Genomic DNA, 21,331 nt, shown 5'->3' on the forward strand with positions numbered 1-21,331 from the left:
AAAAGAAGGTAATAATAATGGAGAAGATAAGCCTGTTCGTCAATGTATTCACCTCCTATAATTAGTTTATTGATAATGATTATTCCACTGTTTCCCTATTAGGTGTTTTTTCCATTTCTTTTATAATGGCTTTTATTGTGTTATCATAATTCCGGTTTTCCGATGTGGATTGATGCAGACTTTGGATATCCTGCATGAGTGTTTCATTATCAGAAACATGGATATTAAAAAAGCCTGGTAAAATAGATGCAGCGGTTTTCTTGCATAAATCGGATGCTTCCTCGGCAGAAAGTTCTTCATTTCTTTGGTAAGCAATTAAAACTTCCTTGTCCGTAACAAGTGTTGCAACTTCCTCAAAACCATTATTTCTAAGAATGATTTTCGTAATCATATCAGCCATTTCATTACGATCGATTGTGAGCTGCTGTTCACCGTTTTCCAGTTCATTATCCAGTTGATCCTTTGTGTAACGTACGTATCCCAGCTTTGAGCTAAGCTCATCATCCGTGGGTTCTGGCGCATTTCTTGTAGGATCCAATTCATCAAGTATTTGTTCACGATCACCTTCTGAGTTGTCAAATGTTGTACAACCTACAAGCATCGTAGTTATCGTAAGCATTATAATAAGGATTGCTTTCATGTTCTTCCTCCTACATATAAAAGGTTGTTCAACAGTCCGGTGTCATCCCCCTCTTGAACACGCAATTATAATTTGATTAGTCCTAGTTTCTTTAAAAAGGCGAAAATAATGCATGTAAATATTTCTGGTTTCTATATCCGAACGTATGGTAAACTAGAAGCAACTTATGTGTGCATGAAAAGTGGGGTGAATCGTTTGATTGAACTGAATGGTAAAAGCTATGAAATTGTGGAAAATATAAAAGATGGATTTCAAGAGGAAGCAATTAAAAATCGATATTCCGAAATATTGGCTAAGTATGATTATATTGTAGGAGACTGGGGCTATGAGCAGCTTCGATTAAAAGGATTTTATAAGGAGAGAAATGCAAAAGCATCAATCGATTCGAAAATAAATGCATTAGATGATTATTTATTTGAATACTGTAATTTTGGATGCGCCTATTTTGTGTTGAAGAAAGTACATAAGTAAAAGGTAGCAGTTCAAACATTTGAGCTGCTACCTTTCGTCGCTTTCTGACTCGTCATGTGTCGGATGTGATCCATCTGCTTGTCGTGGGATGCCTGCATGCTGGTTTTTATCTGGAAATGTAAAGGCGCTTGTGCGATATTGTCCCTCGCCCCAAGGTTCAGATTTACTTGATACTTTTTCATTATCGTTGATTGCAGAACCAAATGGTCCTTCTGGAAATTCTTCAGGTATTAACTGATTACGTTGTTTGTCTACATTTGAGAAATCCGAAAAATGCTTATTCTTTTTCTCTGACATAATCGTACACCTCTTTCCAAAATAGATGTGATTTTGTGGATAGGAATAGTATTTGCTAAACGTTAAATCATATTCGATAAAAAACAGCTTATAAACAGTAAAAAAGTATAAAAAACAGTCATTCCATTTTATAAGAATGACTGTGCCACTTCATTATTGCAAAGCATATAACCTCTAAATTTCTTTTCAATTAATCTGCCTAGGCGGAATATAGCATCCTCATTACCAATGGCACTCATGATTTGAATACTAATTGGCATATTGTTTTCATCTGTTCCAACAGGAATTGTTAATGCAGGCAGTCCCCATACATTTGCATAGGCTACATAGGGCATATGCTGTAAGAATGTTTTTCGAATCGAGAATATTTCCTTAAACACTTGACCGTGGGGAAGAGCCCCAGAATGATAAACAGGAAAAATAAGAAGGCGATTCTTTAAATACGCTTTTAATAATTCGTCACCTTGTTCGATAATTGTTTCTACTTCACGAATGCGCTTTCTAGATGGGCGAAACATTTTTGCGCCCATAATCGCCCAGGAAAGATATGGATGCACCTTCGTTCGTTGTGTTAATTTTTCTTTAAAGAAAGAGGTATATACATTCGATCTGTCATTGTTATATGCTTCTTGTTCAATCAATTTACTTCCTTCCATCGATAAAATTTCCTGCCAAATTAGAGCGCTGTCTCTGAAGTAAGGAGGGCTGGATTGTTTCGTGGAGAACGTCTTCTCAAGAAAAAGCTCCGTTTGGTTAAGTATATGTTTTGTTTTCTCAGATAACGGATAATCAATTGTACTAGGTAAGATCTCCATTCGGAATCGATTTAAAGGTTTTAGTTCTAACGAAACACCGGAAAGAACCTTATAAAGCAGTCGCATATCTTGAACAGATTTTCCCATTGGTCCAATAGTTAGCATACGGGCTTGTAAATCATGCATAACAGCTGGGAAATGGCCATCATTAGAGATAGTGAACATCCCCGGCTTGAAACCGATGATGCCATTAAAATGTGCGGGAAAACGAATTGACCCACCAATGTCCGATCCAATGCCTGCAGCAGCTCCACCTACAGCAAGAAGGGCACCTTCGCCTCCTGAAGATCCCCCGGCAGTTCTATTTAAATCCCACGGGTTATTTGTTCTGCCATATAATTTATTATCTGTTTCCTGACAGAAGCAAAGTGCAGGGGTGTTAGTTTTTCCTAAAATTATGGCACCAGCTTTTTTTAAACGTCCAACAACCTCGGCATCTTCCCTGGAAATTAAATCCTGCCGGTGCTCTAAGCCACCGGTCGTTTTCATTTCTGCGACATGTAGTGACTCTTTTACTGAAATTGGGACCCCATGAAGCGGCCCTATTACTTCCCCTCTAGCTAGCATTTGATCTAATTCATTTGCTTCATATAAAGCAGCTTCAAATCGGTCCTCAACCATCGCATTGATGTTTGGGTTCGTCTTTAAGATATGAGCAATATACGTTGAAACAACTTCTTTACTCGTAATTTGCTTATTTTGAATTGCACCGGCTATTGATGTTGCATCCATCGCAACAAGTTGACTTTCTTTCATTGTGCGTCCCTCATTATAAAATTGTAATTATTCATTTATACAAACCTTCATAGCTTAAATATACCATGTTTTGATTCATAAACATATGGAATATGATATGATAAAATTATAGACAGATATCGGGGGGAATATGTATGTATTTCGTGGATCGTAGCAAAATTGAAAATACGCTTTTATATTTAGACCAAATCTTAGAACAGTTAAAAAATCATCAAGCTACTAGCTTCACAGATAAATTAAGTTTGGAACGTATGGTTCATGTAAGTATTGAATCAATGCTGGATGTCGGGAACATGATGATTGATGGATTTATTATGAGGGATCCGGGAAGCTATGATGATATCATTGATATTTTAGTCGATGAAAAGGTTCTGCCACAGGATGAGGAAGGAGCATATAAAATGTTCGTATCGCTTCGTAAAATGCTTGTTTCGGAATATACAAAAGTAAACCATAATGCTTTGTTAGAGGCAATACACGGATATCATCCGGTTTGGAGCCAGTTTAGCAGCAGAATTAGGACGTATTTGAATAATGAGCTAGGAGTAGCAAACGCATTTTCTAACGAATGAAGGTGGGATTATGAGTAAGCGCACGCCAACAAAACAGCGACTATTAACTATTTTAAAAAAGGCCAATGACCTTACAATTACTGAAATCATGGAGCATTTTACTATTTCTGAAATCGCTGTCAGAAAACAACTTCATGAGCTTGTCCAGCAAGGTTTTGTTAAGCAGCAGTCCCATAAGCAAAAGCTCGGTAGACCATATCTTACGTATGATCTTACACAAAAGGGTCATGAAACATTTCCGAATCAGTATAAATCAATTCCAGTGGAGCTCCTTGAAGATTTAGAAGAATTGCACGGACCTCAAGCTGTACGTGCGTTATTAGATAAGCATGGCGAACGGGAAAAAGCCTATATGAATAACGTAATACAGGAGGACGACCTGGATAAAAAAGTGGCGGAAATGGTTCGGGTTCAAAATGAAAGGGGATATATGGTGGAGGTTGAGAAGGTGGCTGAAGGAGATTTTGAGGTTAGAAATTACAATTGCCCGGTAGCTGCTATTGCCAGGTGCTACCACCAAATGTGTACAAACGAGCAAAAACTCTATGAGGAAATCTTTCCTGGAAGTGAAGTCAGTGCGTATTCCTTTATTACACAGGGTGATCATGTTTGTAAATGGAAAATAAAAAATCCGAATGGAAGGTGACTAGATCATCTTCTTTTTATTTCGAGAAGAGGTTTAATATATGAGAGATTATAAAGGTTATCTAATTGACTTAGACGGGACAATGTATCGTGGAACAGAAGCGATTGCAGGAGCAGCAGAATTTATTAATGAGCTCCACTTAAAGGAGATCCCTTATTTATTTGTCACGAATAATTCTTCTAAAACTCCAGAGGATGTAGCGAACAAATTAAATGCGATGGAGATTAAAGCTGCAGCCAATCAAATTGTAACATCTGCTACTGCAACAGCCAATTACATAAAATCCATCAAGGAAAAAGCCAGCTGTTTTGTTATTGGTGAAAAAGGATTGCTAGAAGCATTGGAAGCAAGTGGAATGATTATTACGGATACGGAGTGCGATTTTGTTGTAATGGGAATTGATCGCCAAATAACGTACGAAAAATATACAAAAGCTTGTCTTGCTATCCGAAATGGAGCAAAGCTGATAGCTACGAACGGTGATGTCGCTATCCCTACAGAACGTGGTCTTCTTCCAGGTAACGGTGCTCTCGTTTCAGTTGTTTCGGTTAGCACTGGAGAAAATCCGCTATTTATTGGAAAGCCTGAATCAATAATTATGGAAGAGGCGCTTAAGCTATTGGGATTAACGAGAGAAGAAACATTGATGGTTGGTGATAATTATCAGACTGATATTTCAGCTGGTATCCGTGCAGGAATTGACACATTAATGGTTTTTACTGGCGTGACTCCATTTGAAGACTTAGATAGCTTGGAGATTCCGCCAACATATTATGTCCACCAATTAACAGAATGGCTTGATAAAATTTAGGAAAGAGGCTGAGACAAAAGGTTTTTTCTGAAATAAAAACCGAACATGATTGATGCAAATAACTCACTCCGGAAATATACTTCGCGCATCCAGAGGCGGCTGGTGAACCCCTTTGTGCTATCGCACTACGGTGTCTCACCTATGCCTTACCTCCCACTGGAGTCTACGTATATTTCCTAAGCTAAGCTTATGCATCGTTCGTCTTTAACATTAAACACTTTTGTAATGTCCCAGCTTCCTTTTCTTTATGCATTATGCATCAACATCATCTAGCGCATCTGCGTCACTATGTGCTAATCTGCTTGAGGCAGCTGCAGCGATTGCTCCAACAATATCATCGAGGAAAGTATGAATTTCACCGCTGGATTTATCGTTTAACTTTTTCAGAATTCCGGGCTTCTGTTTATCGATATAACCGAAGTTGGTCATACCAATTGATCCATATACATTAACAATGGAAAGTGCGATTACCTCATCAATTCCATAAAGCCCTTCATCCGTCTCAATGGTTTTTTGCAATGGCTGACTTAGTTTCTTTTGTTCTGCAAGCATATCAAGCTCAATACCTGTTAAAATTGCATTTTGTACCTCTCGTTTTGTTAATACACGCTCAACATTGTGCAGGCAATCATCCATAGACAAATCGTTATGATATTTTGATTGTAAATAATAAACAAGCTCAGCGATATCCTCTACTTTAACCCCGCGGTCTTTTAACGCTTTTCTTGCATTCACTTCAAGTTCGCTTTTTTTCGTATACTTCGCCATTTAAAATCACCTTTTCATTATTATAGTTAAAATATCTTTGGTACATTCATACACTTTAATAAAAGAAGAAAAAGGGGAGATCATGTTGCCACTAACAGGAATGCTTGCTATTTATTACCGTATCCATCCAGAGCGGAAAATATTATTTGGAAATAAAGAAGGATACAAGCAAGGTGATAGTATTTATTTTACCATTTCAGGAAGAAACAAGGAAACAATTCTTACTGAGCAAGCGGCAGTAACTTATTTTTTAAAGGAACAACCAGTGGAAATAATGACACTTCCAATCCCGAATTTACAAGGAGAATGGTTTACATCCTATGGTGAAAACATATGGATGGTTATCCAAATGCAGCAAGTAGATAATCGAGAATATTCCGCAAAGCCTGCGGGAATTCGACTTGCTGAGTTTCATCAGATTGGAACAGCATTTGGTTATGAACCGAAATCAATATCGAGCTATGGGAAGTGGAAAGCATTATGGATAGATAAATTAACAGCTTTTGAGACTGGAATTGAGCGCGAAGCAAAGGAAAAGCAGTCTGAATATAATCGAGCGCTGATGAATTTTTTGCCATATATAATTGGAATAAGTGAAAATGCAATTCAGTTTCTGCAAGAAAGTGAGCGGGAACGGCGAATACTTGAAACGGATCAAGGAACCATTACGTTTAATCGCTATGAATCATTGGATTTTCCAGTTATTTGGACAGATCAGCTTGTATATGATCATCCAGCAAGAGATATTGCTGAATATATACGTAGTGTCATTCTAAATAATGATAAAGTCGAAAAGACAATTGCATTTTTAAATGACTATCAACAAGTAGCACCAATTTCAGTTTTTGGTTGGCGTCTAGTATATGCGCGTTTGCTTTTTCCAATTCACTTGTTTGATTTTATTGAGCGAGGCTTTACCACACCAGATATAAAAGGCTTAGAAAAAATAATTGAACAGCAATCTGTGTTTGAAAGTTTTTTGAGTGAATTTTTTGAAATAACAGGCGTGGATGCTGAAACGTGGGGGATACCTATGGTACACTGGTTGTAATTGCTTATTAGAAAATGACTTAATCGGTCACTAGAGCGATTCATATACGGAACGCTTAAATGTTGGATTGCAAGTCGTTGCGCAAGTACAATAGTTGGTAAAGAGAGGGACAGTATGGGAAAAGCTACAATTTATATTACTAGAAAAATTCCAGAAACATTATTAAAACCGTACCAGGAAAGCTTTTCATTCCGCATGTGGGAGAAGGAGGATGAACGTGTACCTCGTGATGTGCTGCTTGAAGAGGCGAGGCATGCAGACGGCTTGTTGACTGTACTTAGTGATAACGTGGACGAAGAGCTTTTAGCACAAGCGCCAAATCTAAAAGTCGTTGCAAATTTAGCAGTCGGTTTTGACAATATTGATGTAGATGCAGCGAGTAAACATCAAGTCATTGTTACAAACACACCGGATGTGTTATCCGAAACAACGGCAGATTTGGGATTTGGACTCTTAATGGCCACAGCAAGAAGAATTGTTGAGGCAAGTGCATTTATTGAACAAGATAAATGGAATGAATGGGCTCCATTTCTCCTTGCAGGAGCTGATATTCATCACAAAACAATCGGAATTCTTGGAATGGGGAGAATTGGTGAAGCGATTGCGAAACGTGCTACTGGATTTAATATGAACGTTCGCTATCATAATCGAAATCGAAAACCAGCAGTTGAAGAGGAACTCGGTGTTATTTATTCAGGGTTTGATGAGCTATTGAGTGAATCAGACTTTATCGTTTCCGTTGTCCCACTAACAGAGGAAACGGCGAATACTTTCAATCAAGAAGCTTTTGCAAAGATGAAAACAAGCGCGATTTTCATTAATATTTCCCGAGGTGGAGTTGTTGATGAGGATGCATTACTAGAGGCGTTGGATAAAGGTGAAATTCGAGCGGCGGGCCTTGATGTTTTTCGTGAAGAACCAATTCGATCTGACCATCCGTTCGTTGGAAGAGATGATGTCGTCTGCCTGCCACATATTGGATCTGCAAGTGTGGAGACACGCACGACGATGATTCAGCTTTGCTTGGACAACATCAGCGCAGTTCTGCGTGGGAGTAAGCCGATAACTCCAATCAAATAAAAAAAGGCAGACATCAGTCTGCCTTAAAGGATATATTATTAGAATACTTGTTCAAGCTCTTTAACGCCAGGAACTTCTGCGATTAACGCACGTTCAATTCCTGCTTTTAATGTAATTGTAGAACTTGGGCAGTTACCACACGCTCCCATAAGACGAACGAGCACTACACCGTCTTCATCTACATCAACTAATTCAACATCTCCACCGTCACGTAGTAAGAATGGACGTAATTTATTTAATACTTCTTGTACTTGTTCATGCATATCCATCTAACCCCTTTCCATACTCTTATTATAGAATGACTACCTATAAAAATCTATCTAAAAATTTATTAAGTTAGATCCAGTTATTTATATTTTATCTTTTTACGAGGTTTTTGTAAAATAAAAGAAACTAAGATAAACTATAAGTAAGTGTTCAAAAGGAAGATGAAAAGGACCGAGAAGTTCGAGGCGGCGAAGTTTTGAGTACCGGAACGTATGCAATTATTATGTGAGGAACGGAAAAGCTAGCCAACGAGCTTCACAGGATGTGGTGACTTCGACGTTCGACACAGGACGTGTGGGTACTTAGTCGAAGTTCTCCTGATCTCGATTTGCGTCATTTTTACCGGACTTTTTGAACAACCTCTATAATATAGAAGGGGTGGGGGAGTATGAATGCAAAAAAAGTGACCATAACGGTTTATGGAGCAGAGCAGATATGTGCAAGCTGTGTGGGAGCTCCTGGCTCAAAGGATACGTACGAATGGCTTCAAGCAGCGATTGCTAGAAAATATGTTGCTGACCCAATTACATATGAATACATTGATATTAATCAGCCACAGGATGTGGATAAACATAAGACATTCGTAGAGCAAATTTTTTCAGAAGATTTATTTTATCCGATTGTATTTGTAAATGATGATATGGTTGCAGAGGGAATTCCGCGCCTGAAAACAATTTATCAATCTTTAGATAAGTACGGTGTACAACTACAGTCATAGAAAGTAGGAGTATTAATGGAAATACCTTTTATCAAAATGCATGGGCTTGGAAATAATTATATTTATATCGATTTATTCCAATTTAACATAGAAGAAAATCTCTTTTCCGATCTTGCTCAAAAGCTAGCAAATGTCAATACTGGCATTGGTTCAGATGGCATGATATTAATTCATCCCAGCGAAAAGGCTGATGTTGGGATGCGGATTTTTAATAAGGATGGTTCGGAAGGGAAAAGCTGTGGAAACGGGCTCCGTTGTACAGCGAAATATGCATATGAACATGGAATTGTGTCAAATGAAAAATTCACAATCGAAACGCGAGCAAATATTGTGACAGCTGAAGTGACTGAAAATGACGCAGAACAGGTAGAACTAATAACAATTAATATGGGGCAACCACAATTGAAGCGGGTGAATATTCCTATGATGGGAAGTGATGATCCTAAAGTAGTTGCGGAGCCTTTTGACGTGAATGGTGAAAAATTAGAGGTGACAGCTGTATCGATGGGGAATCCTCATGCAGTGTTTTTTGTAGATGCAATTGATGCAGCACCATTGTATGAGCTTGGTCCTGTTATTGAGAGAGATTCGCGTTTTCCAGAGGGTGTTAATGTGGAGTTTGTTGAGGTTGTTTCTCCTCATGAACTGAATTTTCGTGTATGGGAGCGAGGCTCTGGTGTAACACAAGCATGTGGTACAGGAGCGTGTGCAGCTGTGGTTGCTTCAACTTTAAATCATTATTGTAATCAGAACGAAACAATCACCGTTCATTTAGCTGGCGGTGATCTATCGATTAAATGGGATGAGGCTGGAAACGTGTGGATGACTGGTGATGCACAGGTCATTGCTACAGGCGTATTCCAATATGCCGAGCAGAAATAGTTGAACAACTTGATTTCTCTTTGTATACTTAATATATAGTCTGAAATGAGGAGGTCCGTCAAAATGGTCATTACGTTGACAGATAATGCCAGCGCCCAAATCAAAGAGATGATGCAGGAAGAATCCGCGGGTGCACATCTGCGCTTTGGAATTAAGGGTGGAGGATGTAGCGGATTATCTTATTCACTAGGGTTTGAATATGATATAAATGAAGAATTAGACGTTGTAGAAGATATAAATGGAATTCCAGTAGTTTTTTTCAATCAGGACATTCCGATTATTGAAGGAACAACTATTGATTTTAAACAAAACATGATGGGTGGCGGGTTTGCAATTGATAACCCGAACGCTATTGTATCCTGTGGATGTGGTTCATCTTTCCGTACGAAGGATAAAGTCGGAACACCAGGAGATTGTTAAAGATTGCGGAGCGCTGACTGGTGCTCCGTTTTTTGTGGACTGGAGAGGGTACGTGGGCCTCTCTTTGCTCACGATCGAACAAGGATGAAATACAGTCCAAATAGGAGAGAATACAATCTGAATAAAGTAAAATATGATCCAATCACCAAATACGATCCAAATCCACAAACACCAAAACACAACCCACTCACGCCAATAAAGGGGCGCATAAAATACATCCCAAGCCCAACTAAGCATGCTTCTACATGTTGATTAGCCTTGATAGTGTCACAAAATAAAGCAGGTAGGTTCGGTTTTTATAGGTGCCACGATGCTTTAGTGGTAGTATGTTCAGTAATTTCGACGTTATCGACCTAGACGTCAGCAGGGCGAAATCTCTAAAGTGTTTGTTTTGTTTTTTATTTCCTGAACGATTAGAAGCAGATAATCCATCAGGGATTGGATATGTGCAAGCTTGTTTTCTGAGCCGCAGCGATTGCATTTCCAAGTTCCCCATTCTCGCTTCAACGGACGTTGGTTACATAGAATACCTTTGATTGACTGCGTATCGCGAATATGATACTTCGCTAATTCAATGGTGATTAAGGCTGTGTGATTTTTAAGCAGTAGAGAGGTTAGTTCATCAAACTGGTGATGGGAAGAATTTTTGGAGGAAAGCGGCTTTTCAAGCTGTTGATTTTTAAATGGTAGATTTGCTGATGGAACAACAAACTCAAAGATATGGGATGCATTTTTTGGTGCCTGTAATATAGAAGATGACTTGCTGGATTAATTGTTGTGCAGTATCGTCGAAGTAAAGCTCACCCGTTATATCCTTGACTTCTAAAATAAATATACGGAGGGGGAACAAGCAATAGGTCGATTTGGATATGGTAACCGTTTATCCATGGAAGCCGGAGGTGATGAAAATCGCGTAATAATCATCCGGGTAAAGTTCAAATGGAATTCTAATGAACGTTCGCCTTGATTGCCTGCATAAGCGATACTCAGATTTTGTTCGATTCTCTCCCTTTGGGGATGGGAAGCAGGCAATCTTCTCAGCAAAGCATCTTTCGTATAAATGGAAAATAGAGTCGTAAAAGCTTTTTTAAACAAGAACGCATCTCACAATCAGATATAATGCTCATTCGCTAACCCTCCCTCGAATCCCTGCCTAACACATAAAAAAGCCACCCAAATTCGGGTGACTTATATAGATTAAAACATTGCTGTTGAATGCTTTGGTTGAATACGCGCTTTTGGATCGATGTAATTTTTAGCGTTATTAATGGCTGTCGGTCCTTCTCCAAAACCAGTAACAATTAGTTTTACTTTTCCTTCATAAGTACAAATATCACCTGCAGCATAGATTCCTGGAATATTTGTTTCCATTTTCGTGTTAACTAGGATACTGTTCTTCTCAATTTCGAGCCCCCAGTTTTTGATAGGTCCTAAGCTGGAGATGAAGCCATAGTTACAAATAACATCATCTGCTTCTAATTCAACTGTTCGATCGCCTTTTACCTCTTGGAAAATAAGTTGATCGATTTTATCAGATGTAACAATTTCAGAAGGAGTAAATGGTGTTAATAATTCAACAGTTGAAGCTTTTAGCTGCTCTACACTATGTTCGTGTGCACGGAATTCATCACGCCTGTGAACGAGTGTCACTTTCTTGGCAACCTTTTCGAGCATAAGTGCCCAGTCCACTGCAGAATCGCCTCCACCTAAGAGAACGACATTTCTATCTTTAAATTGATTCATATCTTTTACATAATAATGTAAATTAATACCTTCGAAACGTTCGCTTTCACCAATATTCAGACGACGTGGCTGGAATGCGCCATTTCCTGCTGTAATGATAATTGTTTTTGTAAGGTGCACTTCACCTGTATTGGAAGTTAATCTAAATGAGTCATCCTCAAGCTTTTCAACAGTTTCAATAGCCTGGCCAAGCACAATCTCAGGATTGAACATGTTTGCCTGTTCTTCTAGTCTATCGACAAGCTCTTGAGCGCGAACCTTTGGAAATCCAGCTACATCGTATATATATTTTTCCGGATACAGGGCTGTAAGCTGCCCACCAGTATGTGGTAAGCTTTCGATTATTTTTACACTTGCTTGGCGCATGCCACCATAGAAAGCCGTAAATAATCCGGTAGGGCCCGATCCGATAATTGTGACATCATAGATTTGTTCAGACATGATAAAAAAACCCCCGATTTATTTCGATAAATATCAACATTTCTATCGTACCACAACCGGTTCGTGAAGTGTATAATTGAGAATGTTTTTATGAGTATTTAAGAAAAACAGTTAATAAATATACAATTAGGAAAATAACATATAGGGTTGAAAACATTCTTGAAAAAAGCTAATATAAATGAGGGAATATTACAGAATGATGACAAATTAGTTTTAATATAATTATAGAAAAAGAGAATCTGGATTGAACCCGGGTTTTATATAGGCAAATAATAAAGTATAGTCTTTCAGTTAAGGCGTTCAAACAGGAAGAGGCTTATACTTCAATGTAGTAAGAGGGTTCTAGGAAAGTAAGAACGCCTTCTTCAGTATCCTTTTAACGAATGTCAATGTTTCAAAGAGTAAATAGTGAAATATGTCACATAGGTTTTATTGACCTATGGTGACTACGTAAATTGAAATAATGGAGTAGTGAATAAGAATGAATAAACCACACATTGTAATTTTAGGTGCAGGATATGGTGGGATGATGACAGCTTCGAAACTACAGAAAACGATGCATATGAACGAAGCTGAAATTACCCTTGTAAATAAAAATGATTACCACTATCAAGCAACTTGGCTACATGAAAATGCTGCAGGAACACTTCACCCGGACCGCACAAAGATTAAAATAAAAGATGTTATCAATTCAAGAAAAATCAATATTGTTTTAGATGAGGTGATTAGCATTAAGCCTGAAGAAAAAACTGTGAAACTATCGAATACAGAATTAAAATATGATGTACTCGTTATTGGCTTAGGATTTGAATCAGCTACATTTGGTATTCCTGGACTTGAAGAACATGCATTAATGATTAATAACATTAATAGTGCTCGTTTAGTTAGAGAGCATCTGGATTTTAACTTTGCGAATTATCATAATGAAGCCGAAAAAAACGATGCACGCCTGAATATTGTTGTTGGTGGCGGTGGATTCACAGGAATAGAGTTTGCCGGTGAATTAATCAATCGAATTCCAGAACTATGTGCAGAATATGACATTGAAAAAACTCAAGTCAGAGTTATTGTTGTAGAAGGAGCACCAACAATTCTACCAGGGTTTGATGAAGAGCTTGTAGAATATGCAGTAAATTCCTTATCCGCTCGTGGTGTTGAATTTATTAATGGTGCAATGCTGAAGGAATGTAAGGAAGATAGTATTGTATATGAAAAAGATGGAAAGATTACCGAGATTCCGACAATGACAACGGTCTGGGCAGCGGGGGTGAAGGCAAATTCAATTGTTGAGCAGTCTGGATTTGCAACAAATCGTGGCAAAGTAGAAGTTCGGAAAGATATGCGTACTCCAGATTATGATGATGTGTTTGTCATTGGTGATTGTGCGTTAATTATGAATGAGCAAACAGGGAGACCATTCCCTCCAACAGCTCAAATTGCCATTCAGCAATCGGGCACAGTTGCGCATAATGTAAGAGCGGCAGTACGTGGAGAACAGCTACAATCTTTTGAGCCAAATCTATTAGGTACGATTGCTTCACTTGGTCATGATGATGCAATTGCTGAAGTTCTAGGACGCAAATTATTTGGTTGGAAAGCAACGGTTATGAAAAAAATGAGTGATAATCGTTACCTTCTTAAATTAGGCGGTATTGGTCTTTTAATGAAAAAAGGAAAATTTAACATTTTTTACTAGAATTAAATAAGGTAAGCTATAACAAAAAAAAGCAAAGGAAGCGCAGAACCTTTGCTTTTTTTGTTGCGTCTAGCTCCAGTGTCCCCGGATGCTTGCGCTTTTGTTCTGTTTTAGTATAAAATGACAGTTGTATGCTAACATCGATTACATGAGGGGAGTTACTGGATTGATACAATTAATCGTTTCCATTATTTTATATTTTGTCATTTTTTTCGGAATCGCATTCATATTAAACATGCTATTAAGAAGGACATGGCTAATGGCATTCCTTTATCCGTTTGTTGTAATTATGATTATTGATAAACTATCAACAATGGAATATTTTACAAATACAAGTGCTGCATTTTCACAATTAGGACAAGAATTGTTGAGCTTAAAGATCGCTGATATCTTTATCCTTTCTTCCGGACTTGCTGGAGCAATTGTCTCAGGGATTGTTATAAAAATCCTGCGTAAAAGCGGCTATCAAATGTTTTAACAATCCACTAAGCAACTGTTTATAAAATGAATTTAATCCCATGTACATAGTTAAAATGAAGAAATCTTTTCAAAAGTTTGTGACATGCTAAGTAGTTTTCTAATAGGTTGATGAATAAAATTTTACTAGATTGGAAATGATGACATCCAAGAGGTGTTATTATGAAAATCAAAAATTTTATTTTGCATGTTGGAATGTTGACATTAATTATGATTTTGCTTGTTCAGGCTGTGACAATCATTTCAAATGCTGGGGAAGAACATCCGAAGTCGGGTAATGTGATGACGGCAAAGGCAGCAGAGCTCAGACAAACAACATTAAAACATAAGGGATTAAACGTTTCAAAAACGAAGCAACGTTATATTTCAAGCGATGAAATTGCATCGCAGCAAACGATTGAGGAAGCAATTGACTTTGACCAATATCCTGTTGCAACAGTAGTAGCAACTGGTTATACGGCCGGAATCGAATCAACCGGGAAAACGGAAGAGCATCCAGAATATGGAATTACGTTTTCAGGAGTAAAAGTAAAGCGAGACTTGTATTCTACCATTGCTGCTGACTTGACGATTTATCCAATAGGAACAATTCTTTATATTCCGGATTACGGATATGGTGTTGTTGCTGACAAAGGTAGTGCAATAAAAGGAAATAAAATTGACTTATTTTACCACACGGTGGATGATGTATTCGCACAGTGGGGGAAAAAGGAATTAGAAGTCTATATTGTTGAAATGGGTAATGGTGAGTTGACAGAAGAACAACTCATTAAATTAAATGAAGATGAAGCCATGCAAGTATTCAGGCAACAATTTAACGAAGATTAATGAACTACAAAAAAACTCCCGAAATCTAACGAGCGGGAGTTTTTTATTGTTAACACAAAAAGCATCCTCTATTAATATGTGTCATTGAAAGAACGGATAGAGTAAGAAAGCAATACCGATTCCAGTTAACCCGCCAAAAAAAACTTCAATCGGCTGGTGTCCTAACAGTTCCTTCAATTCTCTGCGCTTTTCATATTCTTCTTTTTTATTCCAATCCTTCGCACTTTCTGTAAAGTATTGAAAGTCTTTAATTAATCGATTGAGCAAAGCTGCATGCTCCCCAGCCTGTCTGCGTACACCGGAAGCATCAAACATCGTAATCACGCTAAATATACATGCAAGCGCAAATACACTGGATGTGACACCTTCAATGATACCGATAGCAGTTGTCAGTGCAGTGACAGCAGCGGAATGACTGCTTGGCATTCCCCCAGTACTAAATGCAAGGCCTGGTTGGAACTCTCTTGTGAAAATCAATTTAATTGGAATTTTAATTACTTGAGCAAAAACAATTGCTGCTAAAGCTGCCCATAAAGGGAAATTTAAAAATAACTCCATAAGCTATAAAACATCCTTCCTACTGCAATTTACTGATCAAACCTGCATATTCGCTGGTGCCATATTGCTGTTATTTTACCATAGAGAATTGACTAGGTAAACGGATGTCTATAGCATAGACATTATTGTATATTTACATTCCTTAAAGTGGAAGGAATCCGTTTGGCAAGACTAAGCATGAAAAGAGCTGCAACAATTGATAATATCGCATCTTTAATCATAAACGGAATCATCCCTGCCCACGCAATGGGATAGGAGATCGATAAATCAAGCCATGTATTCATTGCCAAATACATATAGGTAGTTCCAACACCGTAATTAATCGCTAAACCAATAATTGCAACAAAGATAAAGTATGGAATCGAACGAGCTTTTCGATTCTCTGTCATCCAGCCAACGAAAAAGGCAATTAAAATAAAGGAAAGTATAAACCCTCCGGTTGGACTAATGAATTGAAAGAATCCGCCTTTTAAACCAGCGAATATCGGTAAGCCTGCTGCCCCAAGAAAGGCATAAACTACCATTGAAATGGACCCGAGCTTTCTCCCCAGCATCATTCCAGCTAAGATAGCGAAGAATGTTTGTAAGGATACAGGAACGGTTGCTCCTCCAATCGGAATCGCCAAAAATGGAAACCAAACAGTAATATTCGCCCCGATTGCCATTAAACAAACAAACATGGCACCAAACGTTAAGTCAATTGGACGTAATCTCATGGATATTCCCCCCTTATAAGAAAATAATAAGGGCAGCTTTATATACTGTCAACCAATAAAAGGTTTGGGTGACAATGGAAAAGACAGCCTGTGGTAAGACTGTCCTAATAAATAGCTTTATTTAATAATTGCTTCCAAGGCGATTTCCATCATGTCATTAAAGGTTGTTTGACGTTCCATTGCTGTTGTTTCTTCTCCAGTTAAGATGTGGTCAGACACCGTAAGTACAGACAGAGCCTTGCGTCCGTATTTTGCTGCAAGAGTATAAAGTGCTGTTGATTCCATTTCAATTGCTAAAACATTATACTTCGCAAGCAACTCATTTACTTCTTTTGCATTATCACGATAGAATGTATCACTGGTAAAAATGTTACCAACACGAAGGTTAAGGCCTTTTTCAATGCCGGCATCATACGTGTTTTTAAGTAGCTCAAAATCTGCTATTGGCGCATAGTCAATGCCATTAAAAATTAATCGGTTCATTTGTGAATCCGTTGTTGCGCCTTGTCCTAAAATGATATCCCGAACCTTGACATCTTTTTGAATCGCTCCACATGTTCCGACGCGAATCAGTTTTTTGACATCATAGCTTTGAATTAGCTCATTAACATAAATAGAAATGGATGGTACTCCCATTCCTGTACCTTGTACAGAAACACGTTCCCCTTTATATGTTCCGGTATAACCTAACATCCCACGTACTTCGTTGTAAACTTTAGCGTCTTCTAAGTAAGTTTCTGCAATATATTTTGCGCGAAGCGGGTCTCCTGGTAACAGAATTTTATCGGCAATTTCACCCTGTTTTGCACCTATGTGAACACTCATTTAATTTCCTCCTTGTATCTGAAGCATTTCGTTTCAAAATAACGTTATCATAACAGGTAATGAAAGACAAATTTCGGCAGTGTACGATTTTTTTTAGCTTATTTCTTTCATTAATTTCTGTAATTGTATATAATAGATGTAGGTTTATGTGAATCACATAACATAAATGTTTGAAAAAATAGTATAAAATAGATTTGGAAGGATGATTTATAATGAAATCACAAACATTTACAATTACTGCTGAAACTGGTGTACATGCAAGACCTGCAACTTTATTAGTTAATAAAGCTGGCCAATATGACTCTGAGGTTGAAATTTCATATAAAGGTAAGAAAGTTAACTTAAAATCAATTATGGGTGTTATGTCACTAGGTATACCAAAAGGATCTGAAATCGAAATCAGTGCTACTGGAAATGATGAGGAAGAAGCATTAAACGGTGTTGCTGAAGTAATTAAAGAACATTTAGGTGAATAAGATGAAAACAAGGTAAGCGACTACAAACTGTACAGGTATGGTGCTTACAGTGTACAGAAAAAAGCTAGATGATATTAATCTCTAGCTTTTATTTTTTTGATTGTACAATTTTCTGTAATACGTATTCTCCAAACTATCGAGTTTTTGACGTGCCAACTTGTTAAATGGAATATCCTCTGCTGCTAGTTTTTCCATATATTCCTCTACTGCTTCTTTTAAAGATTTACCGTAGTCTGGAATTTCACCCTCATACTTTTTAACTGCTGCTTTTTTAACGTTCATTTTTTCGTGAAAGGCTAATGCTTTTCGTTCATGAAAAAACACGTCATCTAGCTTTCCGTAATTGTGTAGGTCTCCCTGTAATGGATGTTTTTGGACAGCTAGAACTTCAACCAGATAGTTCTCGCCCCTAAGCTCATTTACAACACCAAGATATGTTCCTGAACGGTAATGCGCCTTTACCAAACTTCCAGTTGTAATTTCAGACATCAAATCACCTTCCTTAGCTCTAGTTTGCCAAAAATAGGGCGAATTTGCGAATATTTAATTCTGTTAGTTGGCTAATAGTAGAAGTTTGTTATAATTGATGGAGAAGGATGTGAAGATTGATGATGCCGTTTCTCTATTTTCCAGAAGATAAGACGGAATATATTCCAGCTGTTATTGCATTGACAATTTTTATCATTTTAGCAGTCGTTGCAATGTACCTGATGGTTAAAAAATCGAGAAAAGATGAACGAAAATTTAATAAGCAGTATCAGCAACAATTGGAAAATAATCGACACACGACAGATCATACTTAAGTAAAAGCAAGGCCTCCTATTCTTTAAAAATAGGAGGCTTTTTTGTTTAGATTAATACCTTGTTGCAAATACTGAGTATAAAGGAATGCAAAAGGAGATTTTTTACATGCGTTTTATGGTTGTTTTCATTACCTTACTTTTGTTAACTGCTTGCCAATCCTCCGATGAAATTACGAGTAAGTCAGTTGAAATGTATAATGGCACCGGAGATAGAGTTGGAACAGCTTTGTTAAATGAAGCTGCAGAGGGTGTGCAAATCGAACTTACACTTGAAGGGCTGGCTCCAGGTTTTCACGGAATTCATGTTCATGAGTACCCGGCTTGTAAAGGACCGGACTTTAAAAGCTCTGGAAATCATTTAGATCCGGAAGGGAAAGAGCATGGGCTTATGCACCCGGATGGTGCACATCTTGGTGATTTGCCGAACATTGAAGCAGATGGTGCAGGACTTGTTGATGTAGAGCTAATGCTCGCAGAGGCGACATTGTTAGATGGGAAGAATTCGCTTTTTGAAAAAGGTGGGACCTCATTAATTGTTACAGAAAATCAAGATGATGGGGTAAGTCAGCCTAGTGGGAATTCTGGAGCAAGAATTATTTGTGGTGTGATTAAAAAAGAAGATGGAGCGGGGGAGTCAGAAGATGCTCCAACAGACCCGACAGAATTTAATGAGGAACAAGAGGAATAGTAGAAATATATTAATTGAATGAGAAAAATTAAAGAATCGATCGGCTTGTTATCCATTTTATTAGCAAGCCGTTTTTTTTGGCTACAAATAATGAGCAATTGAAATGTGACAAATATTGAACAGGATAAATGTTACACCACCATACATAATACCCCAAAAACAGGTAAGAATAATTTGTATGATTGATAGAGGGGGGATATTATCATTAAAAGTATTAATAAGCTATTTAAATTTTTTAACAGTGAACACCCTCTTGAAGAACAGTCGAGTCCATTTCAAAGCGAAGTACTTAAAGGTGAATTGGAGAATGATGTAAACGAGTTAAAGGCGGTGTTCGAAAAATCTTCGGATATCGTCTATCGTGAGCTGCATATCGGGAATAAAAAAGGAATGCTTATTTTTTTAGATGGGCTTGTCAACCAACAATTAATGGATTCCGACGTATTGAAACCGTTATTGAATTGGGATGAACAGGAGTTAAATGCGGGAATTACTTCAATTAAACAGCTGTTAGAACGAGTTGTTACTACAGCTGATGTTACTAGTAGTCAAAAACTGCAAGATGTTACCGATCATATTTTATCGGGAAATACGGTTTTATTAATTGATAAAATGCCAGATGCATTATTTATTAGTATAAAGGGATGGGAGAAACGAGCAATTGAACAGCCAGAGTCGGAGGTAGTAGTTCGAGGGCCGCGGGATGGATTTACAGAAAACTTAAGGACAAATACGAGTTTAATCCGTAGAAGGTTGAAAACACCTCGGTTAAAAATGGAACAAAAAAAAGTAGGACGATTATCGAAAACTGATCTCGTCATTACATATATCGAAGGCATTGCGGAAGATTCGTTAGTTCAGGAGATTCATGAAAGGATTGATCGAATAGATATTGACGCTATCTTAGAAAGTGGATATATCGAAGAGTTAATCGACGATAACCCATTTTCTGTTTTTCCTTTAGTTGGTCATACCGAGCGTCCGGATAAAGTAGTTGGAAGCTTATTAGAAGGGAGCGTCGGCATTATCATTGATAATACGCCTTTTTGCCTAATTGCTCCACAAACGTTTTTTCAATTGATTCAAAGTCCTGAGGATTATTATCAGCGTTATATTACGTCTTCGTTTATTCGAATGTTACGCTATTTGTTTTTAATTATCTCCCTATTGTTACCATCGCTCTATGTTGCTGTGACAACTTTTCATCAGGAAATGCTTCCAACCAGTTTATTACTTAGTTTAGCTGTTGCACGGGAGGCCACTCCTTTTCCTGCACTTATTGAAGCGTTAATTATGGAAGTTGCTTTTGAAGGATTGCGAGAAGCTGGAGTTCGCCTACCCCGAGCAGTAGGATCGGCTGTAAGTATTGTCGGGGCATTAGTAATTGGGCAAGCTGCCGTTGACGCTGGGATTGTCTCTAGTCCAATGGTCATTATTGTCGCAACAACTGGGATTGCTTCATTTATTATTCCAGGATATGAACAAGCTAACACTATTCGAATTCTTCGCTTTCCAATGATGTTTCTTGCTGGATTTATGGGTCTGTATGGAGTTTTTTTAGGTGTGATAACGTTACAAATATATATTTTACGACTCCGGTCGTTTGGCGTTCCATACTTTTCACCAGTTGCTCCGTTGGATACAACTAATTTGAAGGATATATTTGTTAGGGCACCATGGTGGGCGATGAACAAGCGCCCAGGCTATCTAGGGAAAAATAAAGCGAATCGTATTAAGCATAATTCACGTCCTGGTCCGAATCAATAAGAAAAACGCTAATGCGGCTTTCCAGATGTAGTAGATCAGATTGGAAGAAATCGGTGAAAAAACCGACTTTTTTTCAAAACCTCTATCCAACTTTGAGGGAAGCCTCTCTGAATAAGTGC

The 21,331-nt window shown here is 37.9% G+C and carries 26 protein-coding genes; 16 read left to right on the forward strand and 10 right to left on the reverse strand.

Annotated elements, in window-relative coordinates; genetic code table 11:
• Positions 1–79 precede the first annotated feature (79 nt).
• Positions 80–640: a YhcN/YlaJ family sporulation lipoprotein gene (locus D1B32_RS05130; protein ID WP_095309279.1), complete on the reverse strand. Its 561-nt coding sequence runs from the start codon at positions 638–640 to the stop codon at positions 80–82.
• Positions 641–835: 195 nt separating this feature from the next.
• Here D1B32_RS05130 and D1B32_RS05135 point away from each other — a divergent pair, with 195 nt between their 5' ends.
• Complete coding sequence (locus D1B32_RS05135; RefSeq protein ID WP_095309286.1) at positions 836–1,111, forward strand: YutD family protein; 276 nt, start codon at positions 836–838, stop codon at positions 1,109–1,111.
• 27 nt (positions 1,112–1,138) lie between these two features.
• On the opposite strand, the gene D1B32_RS05140 is transcribed toward D1B32_RS05135, so the two are convergent.
• Together D1B32_RS05140 and D1B32_RS05145 are read right to left on the reverse strand one after the other, a co-directional pair.
• On the reverse strand, positions 1,139–1,408 hold the full coding sequence (locus tag D1B32_RS05140; RefSeq protein ID WP_095309277.1) for a hypothetical protein: 270 nt from the start codon (positions 1,406–1,408) through the stop codon (positions 1,139–1,141).
• Positions 1,409–1,536: 128 nt separating this feature from the next.
• Positions 1,537–2,979 (reverse strand): amidase, encoded by a 1,443-nt coding sequence (locus D1B32_RS05145; RefSeq protein ID WP_095309275.1) that lies wholly within the window; start codon positions 2,977–2,979, stop codon positions 1,537–1,539.
• A gap of 134 nt (positions 2,980–3,113) precedes the next feature.
• Here D1B32_RS05145 and D1B32_RS05150 point away from each other — a divergent pair, with 134 nt between their 5' ends.
• The 3 genes from D1B32_RS05150 to D1B32_RS05160 are packed head-to-tail and all read left to right on the forward strand — an operon-like array spanning position 3,114 to position 5,008.
• Positions 3,114–3,551, forward strand: a complete 438-nt coding sequence (locus D1B32_RS05150; protein WP_095309273.1) for a DUF86 domain-containing protein — start codon at positions 3,114–3,116, stop codon at positions 3,549–3,551.
• A 10-nt stretch (positions 3,552–3,561) separates the two neighbouring features.
• The gene (locus tag D1B32_RS05155; RefSeq protein WP_095309271.1) at positions 3,562–4,197 is read left to right on the forward strand and encodes a helix-turn-helix transcriptional regulator; all 636 of its coding nucleotides are present in this window, start codon (positions 3,562–3,564) and stop codon (positions 4,195–4,197) included.
• Positions 4,198–4,237: 40 nt separating this feature from the next.
• On the forward strand, positions 4,238–5,008 hold the full coding sequence (locus D1B32_RS05160) for a 5' nucleotidase NucF (RefSeq protein ID WP_118888791.1): 771 nt from the start codon (positions 4,238–4,240) through the stop codon (positions 5,006–5,008).
• Positions 5,009–5,260: 252 nt separating this feature from the next.
• On the opposite strand, the gene D1B32_RS05165 is transcribed toward D1B32_RS05160, so the two are convergent.
• Positions 5,261–5,776, reverse strand: coding sequence for a phosphatidylglycerophosphatase A family protein (locus D1B32_RS05165; RefSeq protein ID WP_095309267.1), 516 nt, complete (start codon positions 5,774–5,776; stop codon positions 5,261–5,263).
• 82 nt (positions 5,777–5,858) lie between these two features.
• On the opposite strand from D1B32_RS05165, the gene D1B32_RS05170 reads away from it, so the two are divergent.
• Together D1B32_RS05170 and D1B32_RS05175 are read left to right on the forward strand one after the other, a co-directional pair.
• The gene (locus tag D1B32_RS05170; protein ID WP_240033737.1) at positions 5,859–6,827 is read left to right on the forward strand and encodes a YutH/CotS family kinase-like spore coat protein; all 969 of its coding nucleotides are present in this window, start codon (positions 5,859–5,861) and stop codon (positions 6,825–6,827) included.
• Positions 6,828–6,941: 114 nt separating this feature from the next.
• Entirely contained in the window at positions 6,942–7,907 is a 966-nt protein-coding gene (locus D1B32_RS05175; RefSeq protein ID WP_118888792.1) for a 2-hydroxyacid dehydrogenase, read from the forward strand.
• Between the two features lie 38 nt (positions 7,908–7,945).
• Here the strand turns inward: D1B32_RS05175 and D1B32_RS05180 are convergent, their stop codons facing one another.
• Entirely contained in the window at positions 7,946–8,170 is a 225-nt protein-coding gene (locus D1B32_RS05180; protein WP_095309261.1) for a NifU family protein, read from the reverse strand.
• Positions 8,171–8,562: 392 nt separating this feature from the next.
• Between D1B32_RS05180 and D1B32_RS05185 the strand changes: the two genes are divergently transcribed.
• The 3 genes from D1B32_RS05185 (at position 8,563) to D1B32_RS05195 (ending at position 10,194) form a co-directional block, all read left to right on the forward strand.
• Positions 8,563–8,892, forward strand: coding sequence for a YuzD family protein (locus D1B32_RS05185; RefSeq protein ID WP_095309259.1), 330 nt, complete (start codon positions 8,563–8,565; stop codon positions 8,890–8,892).
• Positions 8,893–8,907: 15 nt separating this feature from the next.
• Positions 8,908–9,774, forward strand: coding sequence for a diaminopimelate epimerase (dapF, locus tag D1B32_RS05190; protein WP_095309257.1), 867 nt, complete (start codon positions 8,908–8,910; stop codon positions 9,772–9,774).
• A gap of 63 nt (positions 9,775–9,837) precedes the next feature.
• The gene (locus D1B32_RS05195) at positions 9,838–10,194 is read left to right on the forward strand and encodes a HesB/IscA family protein (RefSeq protein ID WP_095309255.1); all 357 of its coding nucleotides are present in this window, start codon (positions 9,838–9,840) and stop codon (positions 10,192–10,194) included.
• Positions 10,195–11,391: 1,197 nt separating this feature from the next.
• Here D1B32_RS05195 and D1B32_RS05200 read toward each other — a convergent pair.
• Positions 11,392–12,378 carry an NAD(P)/FAD-dependent oxidoreductase gene (locus D1B32_RS05200; protein ID WP_118888793.1) on the reverse strand — a complete coding sequence of 329 codons (987 nt, stop codon included), beginning with the start codon at positions 12,376–12,378 and terminating at the stop codon, positions 11,392–11,394.
• Positions 12,379–12,859: 481 nt separating this feature from the next.
• Between D1B32_RS05200 and D1B32_RS05205 the strand changes: the two genes are divergently transcribed.
• The 3 genes from D1B32_RS05205 to D1B32_RS05215 all read left to right on the forward strand — a co-directional run bounded on the left by D1B32_RS05205 (position 12,860) and on the right by D1B32_RS05215 (position 15,379).
• Positions 12,860–14,074 (forward strand): NAD(P)/FAD-dependent oxidoreductase, encoded by a 1,215-nt coding sequence (locus tag D1B32_RS05205; RefSeq protein ID WP_095309251.1) that lies wholly within the window; start codon positions 12,860–12,862, stop codon positions 14,072–14,074.
• Between the two features lie 166 nt (positions 14,075–14,240).
• The gene (locus D1B32_RS05210; protein WP_095309249.1) at positions 14,241–14,552 is read left to right on the forward strand and encodes a YuiB family protein; all 312 of its coding nucleotides are present in this window, start codon (positions 14,241–14,243) and stop codon (positions 14,550–14,552) included.
• Between the two features lie 161 nt (positions 14,553–14,713).
• On the forward strand, positions 14,714–15,379 hold the full coding sequence (locus D1B32_RS05215) for a stationary phase survival protein SpsC (RefSeq protein ID WP_118888794.1): 666 nt from the start codon (positions 14,714–14,716) through the stop codon (positions 15,377–15,379).
• An 81-nt stretch (positions 15,380–15,460) separates the two neighbouring features.
• On the opposite strand, the gene D1B32_RS05220 is transcribed toward D1B32_RS05215, so the two are convergent.
• The 3 genes from D1B32_RS05220 to deoD form a co-directional block, all read right to left on the reverse strand.
• Positions 15,461–15,937 carry a divergent PAP2 family protein gene (locus tag D1B32_RS05220; RefSeq protein ID WP_095309245.1) on the reverse strand — a complete coding sequence of 159 codons (477 nt, stop codon included), beginning with the start codon at positions 15,935–15,937 and terminating at the stop codon, positions 15,461–15,463.
• A gap of 122 nt (positions 15,938–16,059) precedes the next feature.
• Positions 16,060–16,653, reverse strand: coding sequence for a biotin transporter BioY (locus D1B32_RS05225; protein WP_095309243.1), 594 nt, complete (start codon positions 16,651–16,653; stop codon positions 16,060–16,062).
• Between the two features lie 117 nt (positions 16,654–16,770).
• Positions 16,771–17,478, reverse strand: coding sequence for a purine-nucleoside phosphorylase (gene deoD / locus D1B32_RS05230; protein ID WP_095309241.1), 708 nt, complete (start codon positions 17,476–17,478; stop codon positions 16,771–16,773).
• Between the two features lie 212 nt (positions 17,479–17,690).
• Here deoD and D1B32_RS05235 point away from each other — a divergent pair, with 212 nt between their 5' ends.
• Complete coding sequence (locus D1B32_RS05235; protein ID WP_095309239.1) at positions 17,691–17,954, forward strand: phosphocarrier protein HPr; 264 nt, start codon at positions 17,691–17,693, stop codon at positions 17,952–17,954.
• A gap of 81 nt (positions 17,955–18,035) precedes the next feature.
• Here D1B32_RS05235 and kapB read toward each other — a convergent pair whose 3' ends face one another.
• Positions 18,036–18,443 (reverse strand): kinase-associated lipoprotein KapB, encoded by a 408-nt coding sequence (kapB, locus tag D1B32_RS05240; RefSeq protein WP_095309237.1) that lies wholly within the window; start codon positions 18,441–18,443, stop codon positions 18,036–18,038.
• Positions 18,444–18,562: 119 nt separating this feature from the next.
• Here kapB and D1B32_RS05245 point away from each other — a divergent pair, with 119 nt between their 5' ends.
• The 3 genes from D1B32_RS05245 to D1B32_RS05255 all read left to right on the forward strand — a co-directional run bounded on the left by D1B32_RS05245 (position 18,563) and on the right by D1B32_RS05255 (position 21,212).
• Positions 18,563–18,757 carry a hypothetical protein gene (locus D1B32_RS05245; RefSeq protein ID WP_095309234.1) on the forward strand — a complete coding sequence of 65 codons (195 nt, stop codon included), beginning with the start codon at positions 18,563–18,565 and terminating at the stop codon, positions 18,755–18,757.
• A gap of 106 nt (positions 18,758–18,863) precedes the next feature.
• Positions 18,864–19,445 (forward strand): superoxide dismutase family protein, encoded by a 582-nt coding sequence (locus tag D1B32_RS05250; protein ID WP_095309232.1) that lies wholly within the window; start codon positions 18,864–18,866, stop codon positions 19,443–19,445.
• Positions 19,446–19,775: 330 nt separating this feature from the next.
• Positions 19,776–21,212, forward strand: coding sequence for a spore germination protein (locus D1B32_RS05255; protein WP_240033738.1), 1,437 nt, complete (start codon positions 19,776–19,778; stop codon positions 21,210–21,212).
• The last annotated feature ends 119 nt before the right edge of the window (positions 21,213–21,331 follow it).

It is taken from the genome of Oceanobacillus profundus (assembly GCF_003515705.1).
In the GTDB taxonomy this organism is placed as follows: domain Bacteria; phylum Bacillota; class Bacilli; order Bacillales; family Amphibacillaceae; genus Oceanobacillus; species Oceanobacillus profundus.